Source organism: Gaetbulibacter aquiaggeris (assembly GCF_044003965.1).
Lineage (GTDB): Bacteria > Bacteroidota > Bacteroidia > Flavobacteriales > Flavobacteriaceae > Yeosuana > Yeosuana aquiaggeris.
The window spans coordinates 199,794-221,745 of the sequence record NZ_JBAWKC010000004.1; the positions used below are offsets into that span (position 1 = coordinate 199,794).

Annotated in this window: 23 protein-coding genes; 6 read left to right on the forward strand and 17 right to left on the reverse strand. The window is 32.9% G+C overall.

The features are described 5' to 3' along the window. Window positions 1-32 precede the first annotated feature (32 nt). The 5 genes from guaB to V8G56_RS12700 all read right to left on the reverse strand — a co-directional run bounded on the left by guaB (window position 33) and on the right by V8G56_RS12700 (window position 4,871). Window positions 33-1,505 (reverse strand): IMP dehydrogenase, encoded by a 1,473-nt coding sequence (gene guaB / locus V8G56_RS12680; protein ID WP_395438824.1) that lies wholly within the window; start codon window positions 1,503-1,505, stop codon window positions 33-35. Window positions 1,506-1,613: 108 nt separating this feature from the next. Continuing rightward, complete coding sequence (locus V8G56_RS12685) at window positions 1,614-2,105, reverse strand: hypothetical protein (RefSeq protein WP_395438825.1); 492 nt, start codon at window positions 2,103-2,105, stop codon at window positions 1,614-1,616. Continuing rightward, window positions 2,106-2,633: an FMN-binding protein gene (locus tag V8G56_RS12690; protein ID WP_395438826.1), complete on the reverse strand. Its 528-nt coding sequence runs from the start codon at window positions 2,631-2,633 to the stop codon at window positions 2,106-2,108. Between the two features lie 85 nt (window positions 2,634-2,718). Continuing rightward, complete coding sequence (locus V8G56_RS12695) at window positions 2,719-3,897, reverse strand: porin (RefSeq protein ID WP_395438827.1); 1,179 nt, start codon at window positions 3,895-3,897, stop codon at window positions 2,719-2,721. A 107-nt stretch (window positions 3,898-4,004) separates the two neighbouring features. Then, window positions 4,005-4,871 carry a hydroxymethylglutaryl-CoA lyase gene (locus V8G56_RS12700; protein ID WP_395438828.1) on the reverse strand — a complete coding sequence of 289 codons (867 nt, stop codon included), beginning with the start codon at window positions 4,869-4,871 and terminating at the stop codon, window positions 4,005-4,007. 214 nt (window positions 4,872-5,085) lie between these two features. On the opposite strand from V8G56_RS12700, the gene V8G56_RS12705 reads away from it, so the two are divergent. Beyond that, a complete protein-coding gene (locus V8G56_RS12705; protein ID WP_395438829.1) occupies window positions 5,086-6,258 on the forward strand; it encodes a zinc-dependent metalloprotease in 1,173 nt (390 codons plus the stop codon). 3 nt (window positions 6,259-6,261) lie between these two features. Here V8G56_RS12705 and V8G56_RS12710 read toward each other — a convergent pair whose 3' ends face one another. Beyond that, window positions 6,262-7,296 (reverse strand): quinone-dependent dihydroorotate dehydrogenase, encoded by a 1,035-nt coding sequence (locus V8G56_RS12710; RefSeq protein ID WP_395438830.1) that lies wholly within the window; start codon window positions 7,294-7,296, stop codon window positions 6,262-6,264. Between the two features lie 133 nt (window positions 7,297-7,429). Here V8G56_RS12710 and pepT point away from each other — a divergent pair, with 133 nt between their 5' ends. Together pepT and V8G56_RS12720 are read left to right on the forward strand one after the other, a co-directional pair. Then, the gene (gene pepT / locus V8G56_RS12715; RefSeq protein WP_395438831.1) at window positions 7,430-8,689 is read left to right on the forward strand and encodes a peptidase T; all 1,260 of its coding nucleotides are present in this window, start codon (window positions 7,430-7,432) and stop codon (window positions 8,687-8,689) included. A 73-nt stretch (window positions 8,690-8,762) separates the two neighbouring features. Further along, window positions 8,763-9,356 carry a YdeI/OmpD-associated family protein gene (locus V8G56_RS12720; RefSeq protein ID WP_395438832.1) on the forward strand — a complete coding sequence of 198 codons (594 nt, stop codon included), beginning with the start codon at window positions 8,763-8,765 and terminating at the stop codon, window positions 9,354-9,356. Window positions 9,357-9,407: 51 nt separating this feature from the next. Here V8G56_RS12720 and yajC read toward each other — a convergent pair whose 3' ends face one another. The 3 genes from yajC to nusB form a co-directional block, all read right to left on the reverse strand. Continuing rightward, entirely contained in the window at window positions 9,408-9,698 is a 291-nt protein-coding gene (gene yajC / locus V8G56_RS12725) for a preprotein translocase subunit YajC (RefSeq protein WP_331630088.1), read from the reverse strand. A 21-nt stretch (window positions 9,699-9,719) separates the two neighbouring features. After that, window positions 9,720-10,181 carry a DUF1573 domain-containing protein gene (locus V8G56_RS12730; protein WP_395438833.1) on the reverse strand — a complete coding sequence of 154 codons (462 nt, stop codon included), beginning with the start codon at window positions 10,179-10,181 and terminating at the stop codon, window positions 9,720-9,722. A gap of 80 nt (window positions 10,182-10,261) precedes the next feature. Then, window positions 10,262-11,206 (reverse strand): transcription antitermination factor NusB, encoded by a 945-nt coding sequence (gene nusB / locus V8G56_RS12735; protein ID WP_395438834.1) that lies wholly within the window; start codon window positions 11,204-11,206, stop codon window positions 10,262-10,264. 235 nt (window positions 11,207-11,441) lie between these two features. On the opposite strand from nusB, the gene V8G56_RS12740 reads away from it, so the two are divergent. Both V8G56_RS12740 and V8G56_RS12745 read left to right on the forward strand, forming a co-directional pair. Then, the gene (locus V8G56_RS12740) at window positions 11,442-13,208 is read left to right on the forward strand and encodes an ABC transporter ATP-binding protein (RefSeq protein ID WP_395438835.1); all 1,767 of its coding nucleotides are present in this window, start codon (window positions 11,442-11,444) and stop codon (window positions 13,206-13,208) included. A gap of 160 nt (window positions 13,209-13,368) precedes the next feature. Continuing rightward, window positions 13,369-13,755 (forward strand): PUR family DNA/RNA-binding protein, encoded by a 387-nt coding sequence (locus V8G56_RS12745; RefSeq protein ID WP_395438836.1) that lies wholly within the window; start codon window positions 13,369-13,371, stop codon window positions 13,753-13,755. A 58-nt stretch (window positions 13,756-13,813) separates the two neighbouring features. Here the strand turns inward: V8G56_RS12745 and V8G56_RS12750 are convergent, their stop codons facing one another. The 3 genes from V8G56_RS12750 to V8G56_RS12760 are packed head-to-tail and all read right to left on the reverse strand — an operon-like array spanning window position 13,814 to window position 16,095. Further along, complete coding sequence (locus V8G56_RS12750; protein WP_395438837.1) at window positions 13,814-14,848, reverse strand: 1-acyl-sn-glycerol-3-phosphate acyltransferase; 1,035 nt, start codon at window positions 14,846-14,848, stop codon at window positions 13,814-13,816. Then, window positions 14,842-15,753 (reverse strand): bile acid:sodium symporter family protein, encoded by a 912-nt coding sequence (locus V8G56_RS12755; RefSeq protein WP_395438838.1) that lies wholly within the window; start codon window positions 15,751-15,753, stop codon window positions 14,842-14,844. Before V8G56_RS12755 ends, V8G56_RS12750 begins: the two co-directional genes overlap by 7 nt. Window positions 15,754-15,759: 6 nt before the next feature. Then, window positions 15,760-16,095 (reverse strand): tRNA-binding protein, encoded by a 336-nt coding sequence (locus V8G56_RS12760; protein ID WP_395438839.1) that lies wholly within the window; start codon window positions 16,093-16,095, stop codon window positions 15,760-15,762. A gap of 48 nt (window positions 16,096-16,143) precedes the next feature. Between V8G56_RS12760 and V8G56_RS12765 the strand changes: the two genes are divergently transcribed. Then, a complete protein-coding gene (locus V8G56_RS12765; protein ID WP_395438840.1) occupies window positions 16,144-16,701 on the forward strand; it encodes a thioredoxin family protein in 558 nt (185 codons plus the stop codon). Here the strand turns inward: V8G56_RS12765 and V8G56_RS12770 are convergent, their stop codons facing one another. The 5 genes from V8G56_RS12770 to V8G56_RS12790 form a co-directional block, all read right to left on the reverse strand. Then, a complete protein-coding gene (locus V8G56_RS12770; protein ID WP_395438841.1) occupies window positions 16,702-17,184 on the reverse strand; it encodes a GNAT family N-acetyltransferase in 483 nt (160 codons plus the stop codon). Window positions 17,185-17,194: 10 nt separating this feature from the next. After that, window positions 17,195-17,740, reverse strand: coding sequence for a YfiT family bacillithiol transferase (locus V8G56_RS12775; protein WP_395438842.1), 546 nt, complete (start codon window positions 17,738-17,740; stop codon window positions 17,195-17,197). 41 nt (window positions 17,741-17,781) lie between these two features. Beyond that, window positions 17,782-18,477 (reverse strand): tetratricopeptide repeat protein, encoded by a 696-nt coding sequence (locus tag V8G56_RS12780; protein WP_395438843.1) that lies wholly within the window; start codon window positions 18,475-18,477, stop codon window positions 17,782-17,784. Between the two features lie 122 nt (window positions 18,478-18,599). Next, window positions 18,600-19,532 carry a peptidylprolyl isomerase gene (locus V8G56_RS12785; protein ID WP_395438844.1) on the reverse strand — a complete coding sequence of 311 codons (933 nt, stop codon included), beginning with the start codon at window positions 19,530-19,532 and terminating at the stop codon, window positions 18,600-18,602. A gap of 78 nt (window positions 19,533-19,610) precedes the next feature. After that, window positions 19,611-21,815, reverse strand: a complete 2,205-nt coding sequence (locus V8G56_RS12790; RefSeq protein ID WP_395438845.1) for a RecQ family ATP-dependent DNA helicase — start codon at window positions 21,813-21,815, stop codon at window positions 19,611-19,613. Window positions 21,816-21,952 lie beyond the last annotated feature (137 nt).

Sequence of the window (21,952 nt, forward strand, 5' to 3'; positions counted from 1 at the left end):
AATAATGCAGCCTTTTTTAATATTTTTAAATCCTAACGTGAATAATTAGGTGACTCATTGGTAATGGTTACATCATGCGGATGACTTTCATTTATACCACTTGCTGTAATTTTTACAAACTGACCGTTTTCCTTTAATGCTTCAATGTCTTTAGCTCCACAGTATCCCATTCCGGCACGTAAACCACCAATAAATTGGTGAATGCTTTCATATAAATCGCCTTTATATGGTACGCGACCTACAATACCCTCTGGTACCAATTTTTTTATATCATCTTCCACATCCTGGAAATAACGGTCTTTACTACCATGCTTCATGGCCTCAACAGACCCCATACCGCGATAGGACTTGAATTTTCGGCCCTCATAAATAATGGTTTCTCCAGGAGACTCTTTTGTACCTGCCAACAATGATCCTAACATGACGCAATCTGCACCTGCAGCAATGGCCTTAGGTATATCGCCTGTGTAACGAATGCCCCCATCTGCAATTACCGGAACACCAGTGCCTTTTATAGCAGCAGCAACTTCTAAAACAGCAGAAAACTGTGGAAACCCAACACCCGCAATGACACGTGTGGTACAGATTGAACCTGGTCCAATACCAACTTTCACAGCATCTGCTCCAGCCTCTACTAAATATTTGGCAGCAGCACCGGTTGCTATATTACCAACAATAACATCAAGTTGAGGGAAATGAGATTTAATATCTTTTAAAACAGCGACCACTCCTTTTGTATGACCATGCGCCGTATCTATCACCACCGCATCAACACCAGCATTCACCAATGCTTCAGCACGTTCAACTGCATCAGCCGTTACACCAATAGCGGCAGCTACCCGCAAACGACCAAAGGCATCTTTATTAGCCATTGGTTTTAGTTTTACTTTTGTAATATCTCTAAAGGTAATTAAACCTGAAAGTTTATAATCCTCATCAACAATAAGTAGCTTTTCAATTTTATATTGTTGAAGTATTATTTCTGCATCCTGTAAGGAAGTTCCAACAGAGGCCGTCACCAGATTTTTGCTGGTCATTACCTCGATGATAGGACGGCTGTTATCATGTTCAAAACGTAAATCACGATTGGTTACTATCCCCTTAAGCGTTCTGGTTTCATCAACAATAGGAATTCCGCCAATACCATGTTCAGCCATACTTTGTTTCGCATCCTTAACAGTTGCAGTTAATGGTAAGGTAACCGGATCGATGATCATACCGCTCTCTGCACGCTTCACTTTTCTTACCTTCAAAGCTTGTGCCTCGATGGACATGTTCTTGTGCAACACGCCTATTCCACCTTCCTGTGCCATAGCAATCGCCATTTTACTTTCAGTAACGGTATCCATAGCCGCTGAAATAATGGGCACATTAATAGTAATATTTCGTGTGAATTTTGTTTGAATATTAACTTCTCGTGGAAGTACATCTGAAAAAGCTGGAACTAAAAGGACATCGTCGTAGGTTAAACCTTCTCCTACTATTTTATTTTGATGTGAAGTCATGGTGCAATTATGTTATAATTGCGTGCAAATATACAATATTATCTAATAACTCCCTTTAAAATTAGATTGTTGTTAACATATTTATAACGCCTATTGTTAAATAAAAGGTTATACTGTTTTTTGTAATAATTGTTTCAAAATAATCAAAACTGAAAGCAGAAAAGAAAGGGTCATTAAGGTTCCGGAAAACATGACAATATATTTCATCCAGAGAATACCCGTCCACAGAAAATATAGTCCTCCAAATGTCAGAACAACAGACACCAATGGCTCTACCATTAAAAACATTTTTAATTGTCTTTTAAGCTTGGTTATAGAGACTATAAGTGCCAGTAAGAAGAAAATAATGGACATGGATAATACATGAGAATGCACTAAGGACAACATTTCTTTTTCACTTTTTTTAAACTTCATCACTTTAGCGTCTTCATCATGTTCATTTCCTAAATATTGTTCTTCAATTCCGTTAGGATTAGCTGATGATGTTTCCCCCACAAACAATAGTCCGGAAAAAAAACCAATACTTAACACAATAACAAATACTCCAATTAAAACCTTAATCTCCCTTGGAAGTGAAAAAATTTGGCCATTTAATGACATCTATAAAATATTTTTAGAATGAAGGATTTTTAATGATTTCAGAAAATTATTCATGGCATCAGTAAACGATCTTACAGAGATGGTTGCTCCTGATATGGCTATAATATTTTCACCATATTTTAAATCATCATTTTGGTTTTTTCCCATGAATTGTTTTAACCAACGTCTGCTCCCTATTTCCCCACCATACTCTTCTCTGTAAATTAAAACCTTTGTTTTTATAACCACCAATTCTGAATCTAAAAATACTAAGTAATCAAAAAGAGCCGTTTTACTTGGCGCTTGCGAAACATAGGCATATGCAATAAATTTCTTATTAGATTCAATTTTAAATAAATTATCTTCTCCAAATCTTGAAGGCAATGTTTTTTCTATTTCAGAAGGAATAATAACACTAATCAAATCAAAATTTTCAACTTCAAATGTGTCAGTAATTTCTTTATTCACCTTCTTTTCCAAGTTTTTTGGTAAACCGAATGAAAGCAATGAAAAACCAATTAGAATTAATATAGCTTGTTTGAATCTCATAAGTTAAAAATAGTTATTTTCATTTAAATAGCATGATGAGTATTTCTATCTGAATACTCATCATACTATAGTTTATTATAAATGTTTAGAACCAAACACCTAAGCCAAAATTAAGTCGGTTATCTACATTTGAACCTGCCAATGCGTTATCTCTGAATTGATAATCTCCTTTAACAACTACTCCCGGAGCAATATGATAACTTAAACCGAGTGTGACATCATTTCTATTATAGGCATCATTTCTAAGTAAACCACCATCCGTATCTGCATGTGTATCATATTGTTCATATCTTAAAAATGCAAATAATCTCTGTTCTTTTGATTGAGGTAATAGATTATAAGCCCCTTCAACATACCAGCCTTCTAAAACACTTCCTAAATCTCTACCGGTTAAGTTATTATATGCTTCAGTCCCAGATAGAGAACCATAAACATATTGACCTCTTGCAGTAAATCTTTGAAAAGCATAACGAGCATCTAATCCTACCATAGAAATACCAATATTAGCCCCGTCAATATCTTCCACAGCATCTTCTGCTTGTGTGTCTCCAAAATATCCTGATAAACCTAACCTAAGACCTGGTAATCCGTAATAATCAAGTTTAACAGAAAAGGTAGGGCTATCAATAGTAGATTGCACACCTTTTTGTCTGCCACCTCTTAAAGCATTAGACCCTTTTAATGAACCATTAACGCCTCCAGACCCATCAAAACTTGTCGATTTAAAACCATTAAAAACATATGCCTGATAGCCAAGAGAAATATTATTGAATCTACCGGCAACACCAAATCCCAGTTCCCTCCATGTTGATGGAACAATCACATTATCCAATTCCGGACGTTCTACACCGTTAAAAGTGGTTGGTTCATGAAATTCATTAATAATACCAAAAGGCACGAGCATTAAACCTCCACGTAAACTAACGTTTGAACCCACATTGTAATTTATAAAGGCCTGCTCAATATACACTTCTTGAACATGCTCAAATTCAACCTCAGTCACAAACTGGGTTTTGTCGTTAAACTTGTAACCAAAAAGTAAAACTAAACGCTGAACATCTAATTCTCCATTATTACCTTCTGGTTGATTATAGGTTAATTCACCATAAGCTCCAACAGTCACAGCCTGACCATAGTTTCCTGAAAGGATTCTCTGTGCTGCGTTTAATTGTTTTTGAGGATCAAAGGTTATAGAATCTTGAGTTGTTTGTGCTAACGAAAATGCACTTATTAAAATAGCTAAAAATGTAGTAGTCGTTTTCATTTGTTTTTATTTAGACTAATTATAAATAGAGTTAAAATTTCGTTAACAAAGATAAAACTCAAAACTAATATTTACAAGCTTATTTAGAATTATTTTAAATAAAAAAATCAATGATATACTGAAAAAATTTTAGTAGCCTCGTTATAAGCGCTTTCAAAACTTAAAGCGTCCAAACTATTACATTTTTTTGAAGTAAAATAGGATAGCAGTTTTTCTGTTGGCATATTACCTATCAGTTCATCTTTAGCCATGGGACACCCACCAAATCCCTGTATAGCGCCATCATAGCGTTTACATCCGGCATTATAAGCAGCATCAATTTTCTCAAACCAGGTACTTGGAGCCGTATGTAAATGAGCCCCGAATTCAATAGTTGGATATAAAGGGATCAAATTTGAAAACAGATAATGAATTCCTTCAGGGTTTGAGCTTCCAATGGTATCGCTCAATGAAATAATTTTTACGCCCATCTTACTTAAACGCTCTGTCCACTCCCCTACAATATCCACATTCCAAGGATCTCCATACGGATTACCAAATCCCATGGAAATATAAACCACCACTTCCTTTTGTGTCCTTTGTGCTATATTTAAAATACCCTCTAAAGTAACAACAGACTGAGCAATCGTTTTATGCGTATTCCGCATTTGAAAATTTTCGGAAATAGAAAAAGGAAAACCTAAATAATCAATTTCCTTATGTTGCGTTGCTGCTTCCGCTCCTCTTTCATTAGCCACTATGGCCAGCAATTTACTCACTGTTTTGCTCAAATCTAATTGCGCTAATACTTCAGACGTATCTGCCATTTGAGGTATGGCCTTTGGAGATACAAAACTACCCACATCAATAGTATCAAAACCCACACGCAACAATGATTGAATATACTGTACTTTATTCTTTGTAGGAATAAAGGTTTTGATGCCCTGCATGGCATCTCTGGGACATTCAATAATTTTTATAGAGTTTGACTTCATTCTATTATCTAAATGAGGATAAAAATAATATTAATGAAAGAGAAAACATAAAATCTACAGATATATTAATTGTTTAAAGTTTTATCATACTTAACTGCTTAAATATTAGTCTTTTCTGCGTTTCAATTGATTAAAACGAATTAAACAACCGTTAAACGGTTATTTTATTGCAAAACTTGGTTTGTGTCTACATTTAACCAAATGTTTCGCCCCAATGAAAATGTTTCCTGAATTAATTAAGTTTCTTTTTACCGGAATCATTGTTTTATTCCCTTTTAATATTTTTTGTCAAAATAATTCAGATCCCATTTGCGGTACCGTTACATCTGCCGAAACATTAGACTATTTTAATACCCTGAAACCTCAATTAAAACATTATGAGGCTGCTTTTATGAGTTCCAAAAAAACACAAAAAAACGGCAAGTCGATTTCAAAAAACTATATTCCTATTAAAGCCCATATTATCAGATCCTCAAACGGAGATGGTGGCATGGATACTTCAGAACTAGAAAACGCCATTACTATTTTAAATAATACCTTTGGCAATGCTTTTATGGAATTCTTTTTGTGCAATGGCATCAATTATATTAACAATGACTCTTTTTATCATTTTAAATCCAACCAAGAACAATCTTTAGTTGATGCCAATAATGTTTCAGGTGTCATTAATATTTATTTTACAGAAACTATTGAAAATGCTTCTAATGAATATGTTTGCGGTTATACTTATAACAAAAAGAATTATGACGTCATTGTTATGCAAAATGGATGTGCCGGTAATGATTCATCTTTAGCTCATGAGCTAGGTCATTATTTCTCATTAATTCATACCCATGGTGCTGACAATACATGCATGACAAAAGAAATGGTTAATGGCAATAATTGCAGTAGTGACGGCGATCAAATTTGTGATACCCCAGCGGACCCAAAATTAACTATAGAAAACGTTAATAATTTTTGTAGATATATTGGCACTGAAACAGACAGCAATGGCGAGCACTATACACCAGATACCAAAAATATTATGTCTTATTCCATGAAAGGTTGTCGTTCTCATTTTTCCGAACAGCAACTGGCAAGAATGTATGCCTATTTCATGACCACAAAAAATTATTTAGCTTGTGGTGGTGAAGATGCAGAAACTAAAATATCTGAATCTACAAATATCAAAATTTATCCAAATCCAATTTCGGGAGAAGTGATTTATGTAAAACAAACGAGTAATAAAGAATATCATAGTTTTACAATTTCTAATTTGATGGGACAAGTATTTGTATCAGGAAAACTTACAAATAACCCTATTCATTTAAGTCATTTGCCTTCGGGAAGCTATTTAATTACCCTTAGAAGTAATAACTCCAAAATGGTAAAAAGGCTTATTAAGTAGATTTTACTGTTTTTTAAGAAGTGCTTTATTGATACGCTTAACTAATTTCGGACCTTCATAAATAAATCCAGTATACAACTGGACCAAATCAGCACCAGCCTTTATTTTTTCTAAAGCATCTGCAGCTGAATGAATCCCACCAACTCCAATGATTGGAAACGCTTTATTACTCTTTTGTGAAAGATATTTAATAACACGCGTACTTTTATCTTTTATTGGCAGACCACTTAAACCGCCATTACCTATTGTTTCCAACTGTTGTGAGGAGGCTTTTAAGTCACTTCTATCAATTGACGTATTACTGGCAATCACCCCGTCAAGTTTGGTGTTTACCACCAATTCAATGATTTCATCTAACTGGTTATCATTTAAATCTGGCGCAATTTTTAAAAGGACCGGTTTTTGAGATTTAAAATTATTATTAGCTTTTTGAACGGCGCCAATCAACTCTTCCAAATACTCTTTATCATTAAGTTTGGCGTGACTCCCAACATTAGGGCAACTCACATTCAGCACAAAATAATCAACAAAAGGATGCAATGCCTTAAAACACTCCAAATAATCCTGAGTATAGTTTTCTGGTTTTGTCTGCGTATTTTTACCTATGTTTCCGCCAATAATAACCTTTCCTTTATTCTTCTTTAAATTGATAATGGCCGCTTCAACACCTTCATTATTGAACCCCATTCGGTTAATAATCCCCTGATCCTCTTTTAATCTAAACAATCGCTTTTTAGGATTGCCTTCTTGTCCTTTTGGAGTGACGGTGCCAATTTCAATAAACCCAAACCCAAAATTAGCCAGTTCATTATACAAAACAGCATTTTTATCAAAACCTGCTGCCAGTCCAACAGGGTTTTTAAAAGTAAGACCAAATACTTTTTTTTCTAAGCGTGCATCTTCAACTACATATATTTTTCTAATGAGTCCAATGACTAAAGGCAGTTTATTTAGAAAACGAAGCAATGAGAAGGTCATATGATGTACGCGCTCAGGGTCAAAGCAAAATAAAATGGGACGGATAATTAATTTGTACATCAGGTATTATTTGTGCAAAAATAGTTTTAAATAAAAAATATGCCAATTCAAAACACAAAAAAATTATTAATTGTATTTTTGAGGTATCGAGATCTAAATAGACCTATCATCTTAACATCAAATTAATACACCTATGATTTCAAAAGAAAACCTAATAAAGCGTTTTGTTGGATACATTACTATTGACACACAGTCTGACCCTGAATCAGAAACCACACCAAGCACCAAAAAACAATGGGATTTGGCTAATAAACTGGCTGAAGAACTGAAGCACATTGGTTTAGAAGAGGTGAGCATTGACGAAAACGCTTATATTATGGCTACTTTACCAAGCAATGTTGACCATGAAGTGCCAACTATAGGCTTTATTTCACATTTTGATACCTCTCCCGATTTTTCCGGAACGAACGTAAAACCACAATTTATTGAAAACTATAACGGAAAAGATATTGTTTTAAATGCGGAACAGAATATTGTATTGTCGCCTGATTATTTTGAAGATTTGCTGCTTTATAAAGGACAAACTTTAATTACTACAGATGGTACCACTCTTTTAGGTGCTGATGACAAAGCAGGCATTTGCGAAATTGTAACTGCTATGGAATATTTAATAAATCACCCAGAGATTAAACATGGTAAAATACGTGTCGGCTTTACACCTGACGAAGAAATAGGACGTGGAGCGCATAAGTTTGATGTTAAAAAATTTGCAGCTGATTGGGCTTATACTATGGATGGCAGCCAGGTTGGTGAATTAGAATATGAAAATTTTAATGCGGCCAGTGCCGTAATAAAGGTTATAGGAAAAATAGTGCATCCTGGCTACGCCAAAGGAAAAATGGTGAATTCTATGTATATCGCTCAGGAATTTATCAACTCATTACCCAGAATGGAAACACCTGAACATACGGAAGGTTATGAAGGTTTTTTTCATTTAACATCTATTGCAGGTGAAGTTGATGAAACCAAATTACAATATATCATCAGAGATCACAGCAGAGGGCATTTTGAAGCCAGAAAGGAAGTAATGCAAAAACTAACAGATGATCTTAATGAGCAATACGGAAGAGAAGTTATTGAAATAACCATTAAGGACCAGTATTACAATATGAAAGAAAAGGTAGAACCTGTAAAGCATATTGTTGATGTTGCTGAAGAAGCCATGAAACAACTGCATATAAAACCCATCATAAAGGCTATTCGTGGAGGAACTGATGGTTCACAATTAAGTTATATGGGTTTACCGTGCCCTAATATTTTTGCTGGTGGCCATAATTTTCACGGACGCTATGAGTATGTGCCTGTTGAAAGTATGATAAAAGCCACCGAGGTTATTTGTAAAATTTCGGAACTAAGGGCTAAAAAAGCACAGGATAACTTTAAGAAAAATTAGCTGACTTCATTTAAGACAAAAACAGCCTATTATAACAATCCACATTGAGACTTAATAGAACTCATAAAAACCCATGAAAAACCCTGTTTCAGTCGAAGAATATATAAAAGAACATGCTCATTTTAGTGAAGCCTTAAAGGTTTTACGGTCTATTATTACCTCCACTGAGCTGGAAGAACACATTAAATGGAATGCACCGGTATATTCGCTTGACGGGAAAAACATCATTGGTTTAGGGGCACATAAAAACCATTTTGGTATCTGGTTTTTTAACGGCGTCTTTTTAAAAGATGAGCAAAACCTATTGATGAATGCTCAAGAAAAAACGAAAGGTTTACGGCAAATGCGGTTTGAATCCATTCATGATATAGATAAAAACACTGTGTTAGCATACGTTAAAGAAGCTATAGAAAATCAAAAATCAGGGAAAGAAATTAAACCGGAAAAAACTAAAAAAGTCCTGATTCCTGAGGCTTTAAAAACCCTGTTTCAATCTCAGATAGAACTATTCAAAAGCTTTAAAGCCTTAACACCTTACAAACAAAAGGAATATTGTGAATATATCGAAACGGCTAAACGAGAGGCCACAATTTTAAGTCGCATAGAAAAAATAAAACCCATGATTTTAAAAGGTATAGGGCTTCATGATAAATACAAGAACTGTTAAAAAAAAAAGCTTCCAATTCTGGAAGCTTTTTTTTAATTCTATATTGGCTTATTACTTGGTTTTTGCCGGTGCATTTAAAGCCGTACTCAATTCCATTGAGATAGCTGAACGCTCAAACTTTACTTTACCAGACATGGTTTCAATAATACAGGTATTATCTTTATCTCCAAGTTCTAATATTTTACCGTGTAAACCACTTTTTGTGATTATTTTATCACCTTTTTTTAATTCTGCTGCAAATTTCTTTTCTTTTTTAGCACGTTTCATTTGAGGTGCAATCATGAAGAAATACACTACTACAAACATTAAAATAAACGGTAAAAATTGTCCTATATCACCCATTTTCTATTAATTAAACTTTTATTAGTTAGTTTTTGTTGGCTCAGGTTTTACAAATGCTGTAATTTTGACTACCTCAGAACCTTTTTCGGTATTGGCTGTAACGGTTATTGTTTTAGTTACTTTATTAGTGCCACTACCATTAAATTTTACTGAAAACTTTCCAGAAGCTCCAGGTGCTAAAGGCTCTCTACTCCAATCTTGTGGAACCGTACAACCACAAGAACTTTTTATATCTGTAATAACTAAAGGAGCATCCCCCGTATTTGTATAATTAAATTCAGTTTCAACCGGCGTTTTTGCCTCAATTTCGCCAAAATCATGTTCCATTTTATCAAATGTAATTACCGGGAATAAAGACGAATTGGCATCTCTTTCAGCTGCTACAACCACATTTTTTTCATTAATTTTTTTTGTTGCGTCCTCTTTACAAGACGTAAATGCTAATAGACTTAAAGCCATTAATCCTAATATCACTTTTTTCATAATTTGAATTTTCTAATTGGTTTGTAAAAATAACAATTATTTAATCTATTTAAAATATTTTAGTCCTTTCTTAACAGAAATTACATCAATCCTCTGCCTAATTTATTGAGTTTTCCATCATTTTCATATTCTTTCACCAACTTGTCTAAAATACCATTAATAAAGATGCTGCTTTTTGGCGTAGAATATTCTTTGGCAATTTCTAAATATTCATTGATGGTTACCTTTACTGGTATGGACGAAAAATTCTGAAGTTCACAAATGGCCATTTGTAATAAAACAAAATCCACGTTGGCAATTCTATCTTTATCCCAGTTTTGGGTTTTTAGCTCAATTTCATTATTTAAAGCCGATTGATTCAAGATAGTTTTTTTAAACAAATCAATAGCGAATTGTTTATCCTCTTGATCCTTGTATAATCTGGGTGTAAAATAACTTTCATCAGAAGACACTTTAGCTTTTCTTAATATCTTTAAAATCGTCGTATTTACAGTAGGAAGATCATCCAACCAGGTAAGGTTTTTGTCTTCTATATACTCATAAAGTTTTTCGTTTGGCGCAATAATATCTTTAAATGCATCTACAATAAACTCTTTATCATCCTTAAAATCAGAGACTCTGGTTTGCATATAGTCTTTATACAAAGCACTAGTGGTAATGGCTTTAAAAATAACATCAACATACTCACTGTCTAATTCCCAATCAGCTGGCTTATAAGTTTCTATCTGATTTTTTAATTGATTGTTTTCTTTAAGAATTTGCAACAATTGATTGTTCACAAACTTTCTGTTGGGGTCTTTGTCTTCCTGAGTGGCTAAATGCTTTTTTTGTTTTTTACTTAAATCATCCTCTGCTCTCTTTTGAACTTCTAGCAATAATGATATAATCAATAAATACAGATTATACATGTTATCTATGCTGAAAAGTAAAAACTTTTGATTTTTAGTGAAATCATCGCCTTCATTACCTTTAAAAGCATAAAGGGTTTGCATCACTTTTACACGTATATGTCTTCTGTTTAGCATATTTCCAAAGAACTTATTTAATTAAAAAACAAAAGTATCATGTCTTTTGCTTGGCAAAAATAATACTATTTTAAAAAGTAGACGTCCTATTTTTATTTTTATTATCCCAAATACAGTTTAAGTAATTTTTAACAGACTGGTAGCGCCCTTCCAACCATGATATTGTTTATAATGCTGTATCTTTGTCGGCGTACTTTTTATTGGTACCTAAATCAGAATCATACTATTTCTGTCGATGAAAGAATTAAAGCACATCAATAAATATTTTTTAAAGTATAAATGGCATCTTTTAATAGGTGTAATTATAACTATTGTAGCAAGAATTTTTTTGCTGTTTACGCCGCGCTACGTAAAGGAAATATTTACCGTTGTTGAAACCTATAAAAAAGGATTAGAATCTGGCAACAGCAGTTTACAGGCAGAACTTGCCTTGATCATTTTTTATATCATCGGGGCTGCAATTATAGCAGGTATTTTAAGTTTCTTTATGCGTCAAACCATTATTAATGTTTCCAGATACATTGAATATGATTTAAAAAATGAGGTCTATGCGCATTACCAAAAACTGTCCTTAAATTTTTATAAAAAGAATAGGACTGGTGATTTAATGAACCGCATAAGTGAAGATGTGGGCAAAGTAAGAATGTATGTTGGCCCGGCCATTATGTACAGTATTAATACCATCACCCTCTTTATTATAGCTATTTTATACATGTATAACGAAGCGCCCGTTTTAACGCTTTACACCATAATTCCTCTACCTATACTCTCTGTAGCTATTTATAAATTAAGTAAAGAAATACATAAGCGCACCACTATTGTTCAACAATATTTATCCAAACTATCAGCATTTACTCAAGAAGCTTTTAGTGGTATTTCTGTGATTAAGGCCTATGGTATAGAACCTCAAACTTCAGCTAATTTTGATGAACTTTCTACTAACAGTAAACAAAACCAGCTTAATCTGGTAAAAGTGGAAGCACTCTTTTTCCCAATGATGATTTTGCTGATAGGTGTGAGTAATTTAGTAGTCATTTATATTGGTGGGTTACAATATATGGATGGTAGAATTGAAAGTTTAGGAACCATAGCTGAATTCATAATTTATGTGAACATGCTTACATGGCCCGTTGCAACAGTTGGCTGGGTAACCTCTATAGTGCAACAAGCTGAAGCCTCACAAAAAAGAATTAATGAATTTTTGAAAATTGAACCTGAAATCAAAAATACTGTTGAAGAACATACCGCAATAAATGGTGATATTACCTTCGACAAGGTTGCTTTCACTTATGATGACACTAATGTCAATGCTTTAAAAGATATTAGTTTCAGCATCAAACATGGACAAACATTGGCTATTTTAGGAAAAACAGGTGCTGGAAAATCAACCATTCTAGATTTAATAGGCAGACTTTATGATATAGATAAAGGATCCATTAAAGTGAATAATATTGAAATTTCTAAACATAATTTAACAGATTTAAGAAATAGTATTGGTTATGTGCCTCAAGATGCATTCTTGTTTTCAGACACCATTAAAAACAATATTAAATTTGGTAAAGAAGAAGCCAATGATGAAGAAGTTATTGAGGCCGCCAAGCTCGCGCATGTTCACAAAAACATTGTAAAGTTTAATAATGGCTATGACACCATTTTAGGAGAAAGAGGCATTACGCTTTCTGGTGGTCAAAAACAACGTATTTCTATTGCCAGAGCTCTCATCAAAGATCCTGAAATATTATTATTTGATGATTGTCTTTCGGCAGTTGATACAGAAACAGAAGAAAAAATATTAAAAAATTTAAATCAGGTTACAAAAGGAAAAACTACAATCATTGTTGGTCACAGGGTATCCTCTGCCAAAAATGCCGATAAGATTATAGTCGTTGAAGATGGCAGGATTGTTCAGGAAGGTACTCATGATACCCTTGTAAATGTTGATGGATACTACAAACATCTCTATTTAAAACAATTAAGCGAAAAATCAAGTGTAAATAATTGATTATTAAATTAAAAGGATAAAAAGCATTCTGCATTTTTATTACTTTTAAACGATTAAATGAAATAGTTATTAAAAGAATCTTAGTAATTTGTTGTTTAGTAATTGTTTTTTTTAGATTTTTGATAGATATAATTATAATCCTATAAATTTTAATACAACTATGAGTACACATGACATGATGGAGAAAGAGGATATTTTTTCGAAAGTATTAAGAGCCGGAAGACGCACGTATTTCTTTGATGTAAGATCGACAAAAGCAGATGATTATTATCTTACAATCACAGAAAGTAAAAAATTCACAAATGACGATGGTTCTTTTCACTATAAAAAACATAAAATATACATTTATAAAGAAGATTTTTCTGAGTTTAAAGATATTTTAACAGAGATGACCGATTATATCATTAATGAAAAAGGTGATGAAGTCATTAGCGAACGTCATCAGAAAGATTTTAAAAAGGAACACGAGGTTGATGATGTTGCAGAAAGTGATGAAAAAGTGAATTCTACTGAAAGCTTTACAGATATAGATTTTGATGATATTTAATTGGACCATCAAATAAAAATTAAAAACCATTACATAAAAAGTAGTGGTTTTTTTATGTTCAATATTTTACTGCTATTAATGCTAAAATGATGACCATTAGTAAATAGGTTATTGCTATGAACCACCCAAAAATACCCGTTAAGATCAGCGTCAAGATTAACAAATAAAAAGGCACTAAAGTAATTACCACCGTAAACCTATAGGTAGACACGAACTCAACCTCCTTTATTTTGGGTTCTATTACCTTTTTCCAGATTAAATAAGGTAACCACAGATTTAAAATAAGTAATCCTTTAAACCATTGCCTAAGCATTGTATTTTGAGGTTTTTTTTCAAAACTGCACTTTTTAAAATTATTTGAAATGCATTCATTAACCAATTGAGGATTTAAAAAATCTGCTTCTTGAGCTATTAATTTTTTAATAATATCACCATAATGATCATGTGGAATATGCGTTGTGAGTTTAGAAATGGATTGATGTAAATCTGCTTTTAATTTTACAACGGCTTCATTTCTTTCATACCCCCTATATTCTTGAGCTTTGATAGGTTCACCCATATACAATGAAACTTCATCAACAAAACATTCAGGTCTTTTATAATTAAAACCTACGGGGACTAATTGTAAATCTAAATCTGGATGTTTTTCTAAAGTATCAAACACAATTCTGGTAAACCCCTTACTTAAAGGCCTGACGGTTCTTTTTAAATTATGATTGCCTTCAGGAAAAATAACTAAGGAATGGTTTTGATTCAGCAATTCTGAACAAGCTTCAAAAACCTCATTATTTTTTTTAATTGTTCTGATACCGTCGCGAATTCTGTAAACAGGCAACATTTTATAACTTTTTAAAATTTTGGCAATGAGTGGTGAATAAAATGCTGATGCTCTTGTTAAAAAATAAGATATCCTATTAACTTTTACTGCAATAATAAGGGCATCCAGCAAAGCATTTTGATGATTGGGAAGTATTAAGACAGGTTTATCTTTAGGAATATTATTTAAATAAATCATATGGATTCTTCTAAAATAAAAGAACAGACCTAATTCTAAATAGGATCTCATACTATATAGCCAAATCTTATTTAACACGCCAACACTTTTTCTGACTTTTTAGACCAATATAAGGAAAGCAACAATCCTGAAATGATATGCCATATACCCCAAAATGCGGCCATTATAGCCATGCCTCCTAAACCATTAAAAAAAGTAAAAATTAATAATAAACCTAAACCTGAATTCTGAATACCTGTTTCTATAGCTAAAGCTTTTTGATTTTTAAATGATAATCCAAATAGCTTAGCTACCATAAGACCGAGTAAAATGGCCAACATATTATGAAGTATACCCAAGGCCAAAACATGATGTACATACTTATTAAAGACGTCTAAATTATTGGCAAATGCAATAATAACTATAGCAACAAATAGAATAATTGAAAAGGGTCTCAGAAATTTTGAAATTTTATTAGCTAAAATTTCATTTTTATTTCGCAACCACATCCCTAAAACTAATGGGACTCCTAAAATTAATAACACCAATTTCACAAGTTCAAAAGGTGCCACTTGCACATCCTTTAAAAGCTCAGCAGTTGGCGTATATAAATTACCATAAAATTCAAAATTAAAGGGAGTCATAAACATGGCTAAAAACGTTGCAAACGCTGTTAAACTTACTGATAAGGCCGTATTTCCCTTTGCCAAATGCGTCATAAAATTAGAAATGTTTCCACCTGGGCAGGCGGCAACCATAATCATCCCTAAAGCAATACTTGGTTGCGGTTTTACCAGCATGATTAACAAAAAGGTAAAAAAAGGCAACAGGATAAATTGAGAAAGTATACCAATTAAAACCAGCTTGGGTTCTTTTAATAATCGTTTAAAATCTTCAACAGAAATACCTAACGACACTCCAAACATGACAATGGCAAGTGCTATATTTAAGACCCAAAGACTACTGTTATCAAAATGGATCTGAATACTGTCTAATTCATTCATATAAATTTAAGATACGGTTGAACCATTTTTAACCTTGTTCTCAGGATTTAAAAGAATGACATCTTTTCCATTAACAGCACCTAAAACTAAGCATTCACTTATAAAATTAGCGATCTGCTTTGCAGGAAAATTTACCACTGCCACAATCTGTCTGTTTAACAAATCTTTTTTAGTATATAGTGTTGTAATTTGCGCTGAGGATTTTTTAATTCCTAATTCGCCAAAATCAATAGTAAGCCGGTAAGCTGGGTTTCTGGCTTCTGGAAAATCATTGACTTCAATAATAGTTCCGACACGTAGGTCTACTTTAGTAAAATCTTCAAATGTTATTGCTTGGCTCATTTTTTAAAAATACAAATAATCACGAACTTAGCACAAAACTTTTTAACTATGGCACAAACCCCTTCAAATATGATTCCTATTGGAACTATAGCTCCATCTTTTTCATTGTTTGATACTGTTTCTGACAAAGAATTACAATTAGAACAGCTAAAAGGTAAAAAGGGTACAGTTGTTATGTTTATTTGTAATCATTGTCCATTTGTCATTCATATTAATTCCATGATAGTTGAAATAGCTAATAAATATCAAAATAAAGGCATCAGCTTTGTTGCCATTTCGAGCAATGATGTAATAAACTATCCACAGGACGGTCCCCATTATATGAAGTTACATGCTAAAAAGGAAAAGTATCCTTTCCCCTATCTTTATGATGCAACACAAGAAGTGGCTAAAGCCTATGATGCCGCCTGCACTCCAGATTTTTTTGTCTTTAATGAGGAACTAAAACTTTGTTACAGAGGCCAATTAGATGATTCTCGCCCAGGAAATAGTATACCCGTTACTGGAAGTGATTTACGTAATGCATTAGATTGTCTACTTGAAAATAAAGAAAATACCAACAACCAAAAACCAAGTATTGGATGTAATATTAAATGGAAAAAATAATTAAAAAGTAAGTTGCCAAAAACCAACATCTTGCCATTTACCAAATTTCAAACCTACTTCTTTTAGGTGAGCCACTTCTTTAAAGCCAAATTTTTCGTGAAGTTTTACACTGGCTTCATTAGGTAATGTTAAAACGCCTAAAACCACATGAACGTTTTTTTGTTTTAATAAAAAAAGCAATTCATGATATAGCTTAGATCCTATTTGTTTCCCTTGCAGACCAAGTTTTAGATAAACAGTCGATTCAACCGTATTGTTATAAGCTGGTTTGGGTCTGAATTTACTACCATAAGCATATCCTAAAATTTCGCTGTTTTCTTCATAAACAATAAATGGATAATCAGCACTTACTGTGGTTATTTTTTCTTTAAAAGCATCTAATGATAAGGGCTCCAGATCAAAGGTAACTACAGTATTTACAACATAATAGTTATAAATATCAAGCAGTTCCTGAGCATCTTCAATTTGAACATTTCTAATCATCTCAAAATAATTAAATCCATTGGTTAACGTTTAGTAAATTTTCTATATGGGCATAATGGTGGTTACTATGCCAGGCATACAAGCCAATATTATGTTTTAAAATAACTTCCTTATTTGTCTGAGGATGAATAAAAGACCTGTTCAAATCTTCTTCTGATAAACTTTTTAACAGATAGACAAGTTTAAAATGAATAGCTTTTAAATGTTGAAGTGACATTTCAATAGGACCTGTTTTTGAATCATAAAGTTCTGCCCAATCCCCTTCATCATAAGCTTTTATGACTGGATTCTCTTCTGTTAGAGCCCATTTAAATCTGGTATAACTATGATGATGACTGTCTGAAAGATGATGCACTACTTGCCTGACAGTCCAACCCCCAAGCCTATAAGGCGAATCCAATTGCTTATCGGATAAATTCTTAACTAAATGCTCCAAACGGTTAGGGAAATGTTCTAGTATTGAAATCCAATCTTCAATCTTATTTTTTGAAATGAAGTTTGGTACTTCAAATTTCCCTATAGGATACTGCAATTGATATAATGCTTCATTCGTCATATAACAAATATAAGATTATGCCAAATCAAATAATTATTCCCCTATTTATTTTTTGAATACTTTTTTATATATTCTTTAGCTCGGTCGTTCCCTGTATTCAATTCTAAGGCTTTCTTATAATTATTAAAAGCCAGTAAACTGTCTCCATTTCTTAAATAGGCATCAGCTAAACTATCATATACATTATCACTTTTAGGATATAAAGCCACATTAATTTTAAAGACATTGATGGCATCCTGATATTTTTTTTCTCTTAATAATTCATACCCTTTTCTGTTAAAATCGATTTCATTGATAAAGACGCTTGTAGAATCTTGCTTTTGAATATCCAAATACCCTAATAATGCTTTATCAAATTCCTTATTTTCTAAATACATACTTGGTGTTTTAAAAGAATCTGACACTTTTAAATAATCATAAGAAATAACATTCTCATCATCTTCATCCAATATAGATAAATAGTGCTTTTTAGTTTGAGGATGCTCTACAAAATGAAATTTCTTGTACATATCTGCAACAAAAAAAGTATTTTCATCCAAAATAATTGGCTTCATTACTTTTTCTCCCTGCCACTTTAAAAACAAATCATTATTTTCAAAATAAACATCAATAACAACTTCTGAATTAAATAAATAGCGACCAGCGGTTTTTTCTTTAAATTCTTCAGAATATTGCACGTTTTTTGAGCAACCAGAAATAACAATTATAGTAAATAAACAAAATAATATAGCTCTCATTTGTATTTTAATCTGATAATTAGTTAAATTCCAAAATTTAAGAAAAAAAAAGTCTCATTAAATATGAGACGATTTTTTTTGTTATATGTTACCTAATTAAAGGTAAAAATATTCAAATAAGCTTATTTTATGGCCATTAACTCTACATCAAAGATCAAAGTCGCGTTTGGAGGAATTACCCCACCAGCACCTTTGCTTCCATAACCCAAATGACTTGGAATAACCAATCTTGCTTTATCGCCTACCTGCAATAACAAAATTCCTTCATCCCAACCTGAAATAACTTGACCTACACCAACTTGAAAATCAATAGGCTCATTGCGTTTATATGAAGAATCAAATACAGTTCCATCAACTAATTGCCCTTTGTAATGTACAGACACCATATTCCCTTTTTCGGCTTTCTTACCATTACCTTTTTGAATGATTTGGTAACGCAATCCGCTTTTAGTTTCAGTAAAACCAGCGGCTAGCTTGTCTAATTCAGCTTGAGCAGCCTTTTTAGTTTCAGCAATTCTTTTTTCTCTTGAACCTTCAAAGGTTCTAAAAGCTTCTACAGAATTATAAGCTTCGGCTTCTGCTCCAACTCTTATAATTTCTAAACTTTCAATTTTATCACCTTGTACAATGGCATCAACCACATCTTGTCCTTCCACAACTTTACCAAAAACCGTATGATTATTATCTAACCAAGGTGTTGCTACATGTGTAATAAAAAATTGACTTCCATTGGTACCTGGACCAGCATTTGCCATAGATAACACTCCAGGACCATCATGTTTTAAGTCTACATGAAATTCATCATCAAACTGATATCCAGGATTTCCTGACCCCGTACCTTGTGGGCATCCACCTTGAATCATAAAATCTGGAATTACTCTATGAAATTTTAAACCAGCATAATAAGGAGTCCCTTGTGGTTTTACCGAATTTTCTAAATTTCCTTCTGCTAAAGACACGAAGTTACCAACTGTACCAGGTGTTTTCTTGTATTCTAAAGCAACTAAAATTTCGCCTTTGTTAGTCTTAAATTTTGCGTATAAACCGTCTTGCATCTTTCTTTATTTTAATTGAAGTTGCAAAGATAGAAAACTAAGTTAGAAGTAAGAAGCATAAATAAAGAAGTTCACGTTTTAATTTGCCACTTCACTTATAAATTTAATGCGGTACAAACGAAGTTCTTCATCATCATAATCGCCATCAAACTCTTTAATAGCTATATCTATATTATCGGTTTTAGATTCCATAAAATAATCATGAATTTCTTCTTGTTGATCTTCATCTAAAATTTCATCAATCCAGTAATTAATATTCAGTTTAGTACCTGAATATACAATAGCCTCCATTTCTTTTATAAATTCTTTCATTGACATTCCTTTTGAAGAGGCTATATCATCAAGTGGTAATTTCCTGTCAATATTTTGAATAATATAAAGTTTAATGGCAGAATTAGTTCCTGTTGATTTTACGACCAAATCATCAGGGCGAATGATGTCATTTTCTTCGACATAATTTGCTATTAATTCAATAAAATCCTTTCCGTACTTTTTTGCTTTTCCGTCACCAACCCCATGAACATTTGCTAGTTCAGTTAGTGTCATTGGATATTTTAAAGCCATATCTTCTAATGAAGGATCTTGAAAAACAACAAATGGTGGCACTCCTAATTTTTTAGCATTGACTCTACGCAAATCTCTAAGCATACCCATGAGTACTTCATCTGCTGATGCACCACCTCCTTTAGCCGAAGTTATAACATTAGCCTCATCTTGATCAATATCATAAACATGATCTTCGGTCATCATAAATGATTTTGGTTTTGAAATAAAATCAATCCCTGAATCATTTAATTTAATAACACCATAAGTCTCAATATCCTTTTTAAGATACCCGGCAACCAAAACTTGCCTAAGTAAAGCCATCCAATACTTATTGTCTTTATGGCTTCCTTTACCAAAAAATGCTTGTTCATCCGTTCTATGTGATTTTATTAAGGCATTTTCCTTTCCTATAATCACATTTACTAAATCTTTAGATTTATATTTTTCATTGGTGTTTTGAATGGTTTCTAAAAGAAGTTTAACATCCTCGTTTGCTTCATGCTTCTTTTTAGGAAAACGCACATTATCATCCATGTCACCACCTTCTCCCGTTTCATTATCAAACTCTTCTCCAAAATAGTGAAGAATAAATTTTCTTCTGGACATAGAAGTTTCGGCAAAGGCCACAACTTCCTGTAATAAGGCTTGGCCAATTTCTTGTTCCGCTACCGGTTTTCCGGACATGAATTTTTCCAATTTTTCAATATCCTTATAAGCGTAAAAGGCTAGGCAATGCCCCTCGCCACCATCACGACCTGCTCTACCCGTTTCTTGGTAATAACTTTCAATACTTTTTGGAATATCATGATGAATGACAAAACGTACATCTGGTTTGTCAATTCCCATACCGAATGCAATGGTTGCCACAACCACATCAACATCTTCCATAAGAAATTTATCCTGATGACTCGTTCTTGTTTTGGCATCTAAACCAGCATGATAGGGTACCGCTTTAATACCATTGACCTGCAATACTTGAGCCAATTCTTCTACACGCTTGCGGCTTAAACAATAAACTATTCCAGACTTGCCACTATTCTGTTTTATGAAACGAATAATATCAGCATCAACATTTTTGCTTTTAGACCTCACTTCATAATATAAATTGGGCCTATTAAAAGACGCTTTAAATGTTTTAGCTCCAACAATACCTAAATTTTTAATAACATCTTCTTGAACTTTTGGAGTCGCTGTTGCTGTTAAGGCAATGATGGGTATATTATCCCCTATTCTGGAAATAATTTGTTTTAAATTTCTGTATTCCGGTCTGAAGTCATGTCCCCATTCACTAATACAATGGGCTTCATCAATGGCCATAAATGAGACTGTTACAGAACGTAAAAATTCAACATTTTCCTCCTTGGTCAGAGATTCTGGTGCTACGTATAATAATTTTGTGATGCCGTTTACAATATCTTCTTTTACACGCTTAATTTCTGTCTTATTTAAAGATGAATTAAGCACATGAGCGACGCCTTCTTCATTTGAAATCCCTCTAATAGCATCAACCTGATTTTTCATTAAAGCTATTAACGGAGACACGACAATAGCCGTTCCTTCCTGCATCAAAGCTGGTAACTGATAGCATAATGATTTACCACCACCAGTTGGCATAATTACAAAGGTGTTTGTTCTAGCTAAAATACTTTCAACCACACCTTCTTGAAGTCCCATAAACTTGTTGAAACCAAAAAACTTTTTCAGTGCAGCATGCAAGTCACTTTTTGTTATTGACATGTACTTTTTTAAAATTTAATTTTAAAATATAAAAACACTCTAAACAATCAAAAAAAACAGCAATTAATTTAGTAATGAATTTTGAGAACCCTCTTTTTTTTTCGTTAGTTTTGTAACCGAAATTAAAATTATAAACT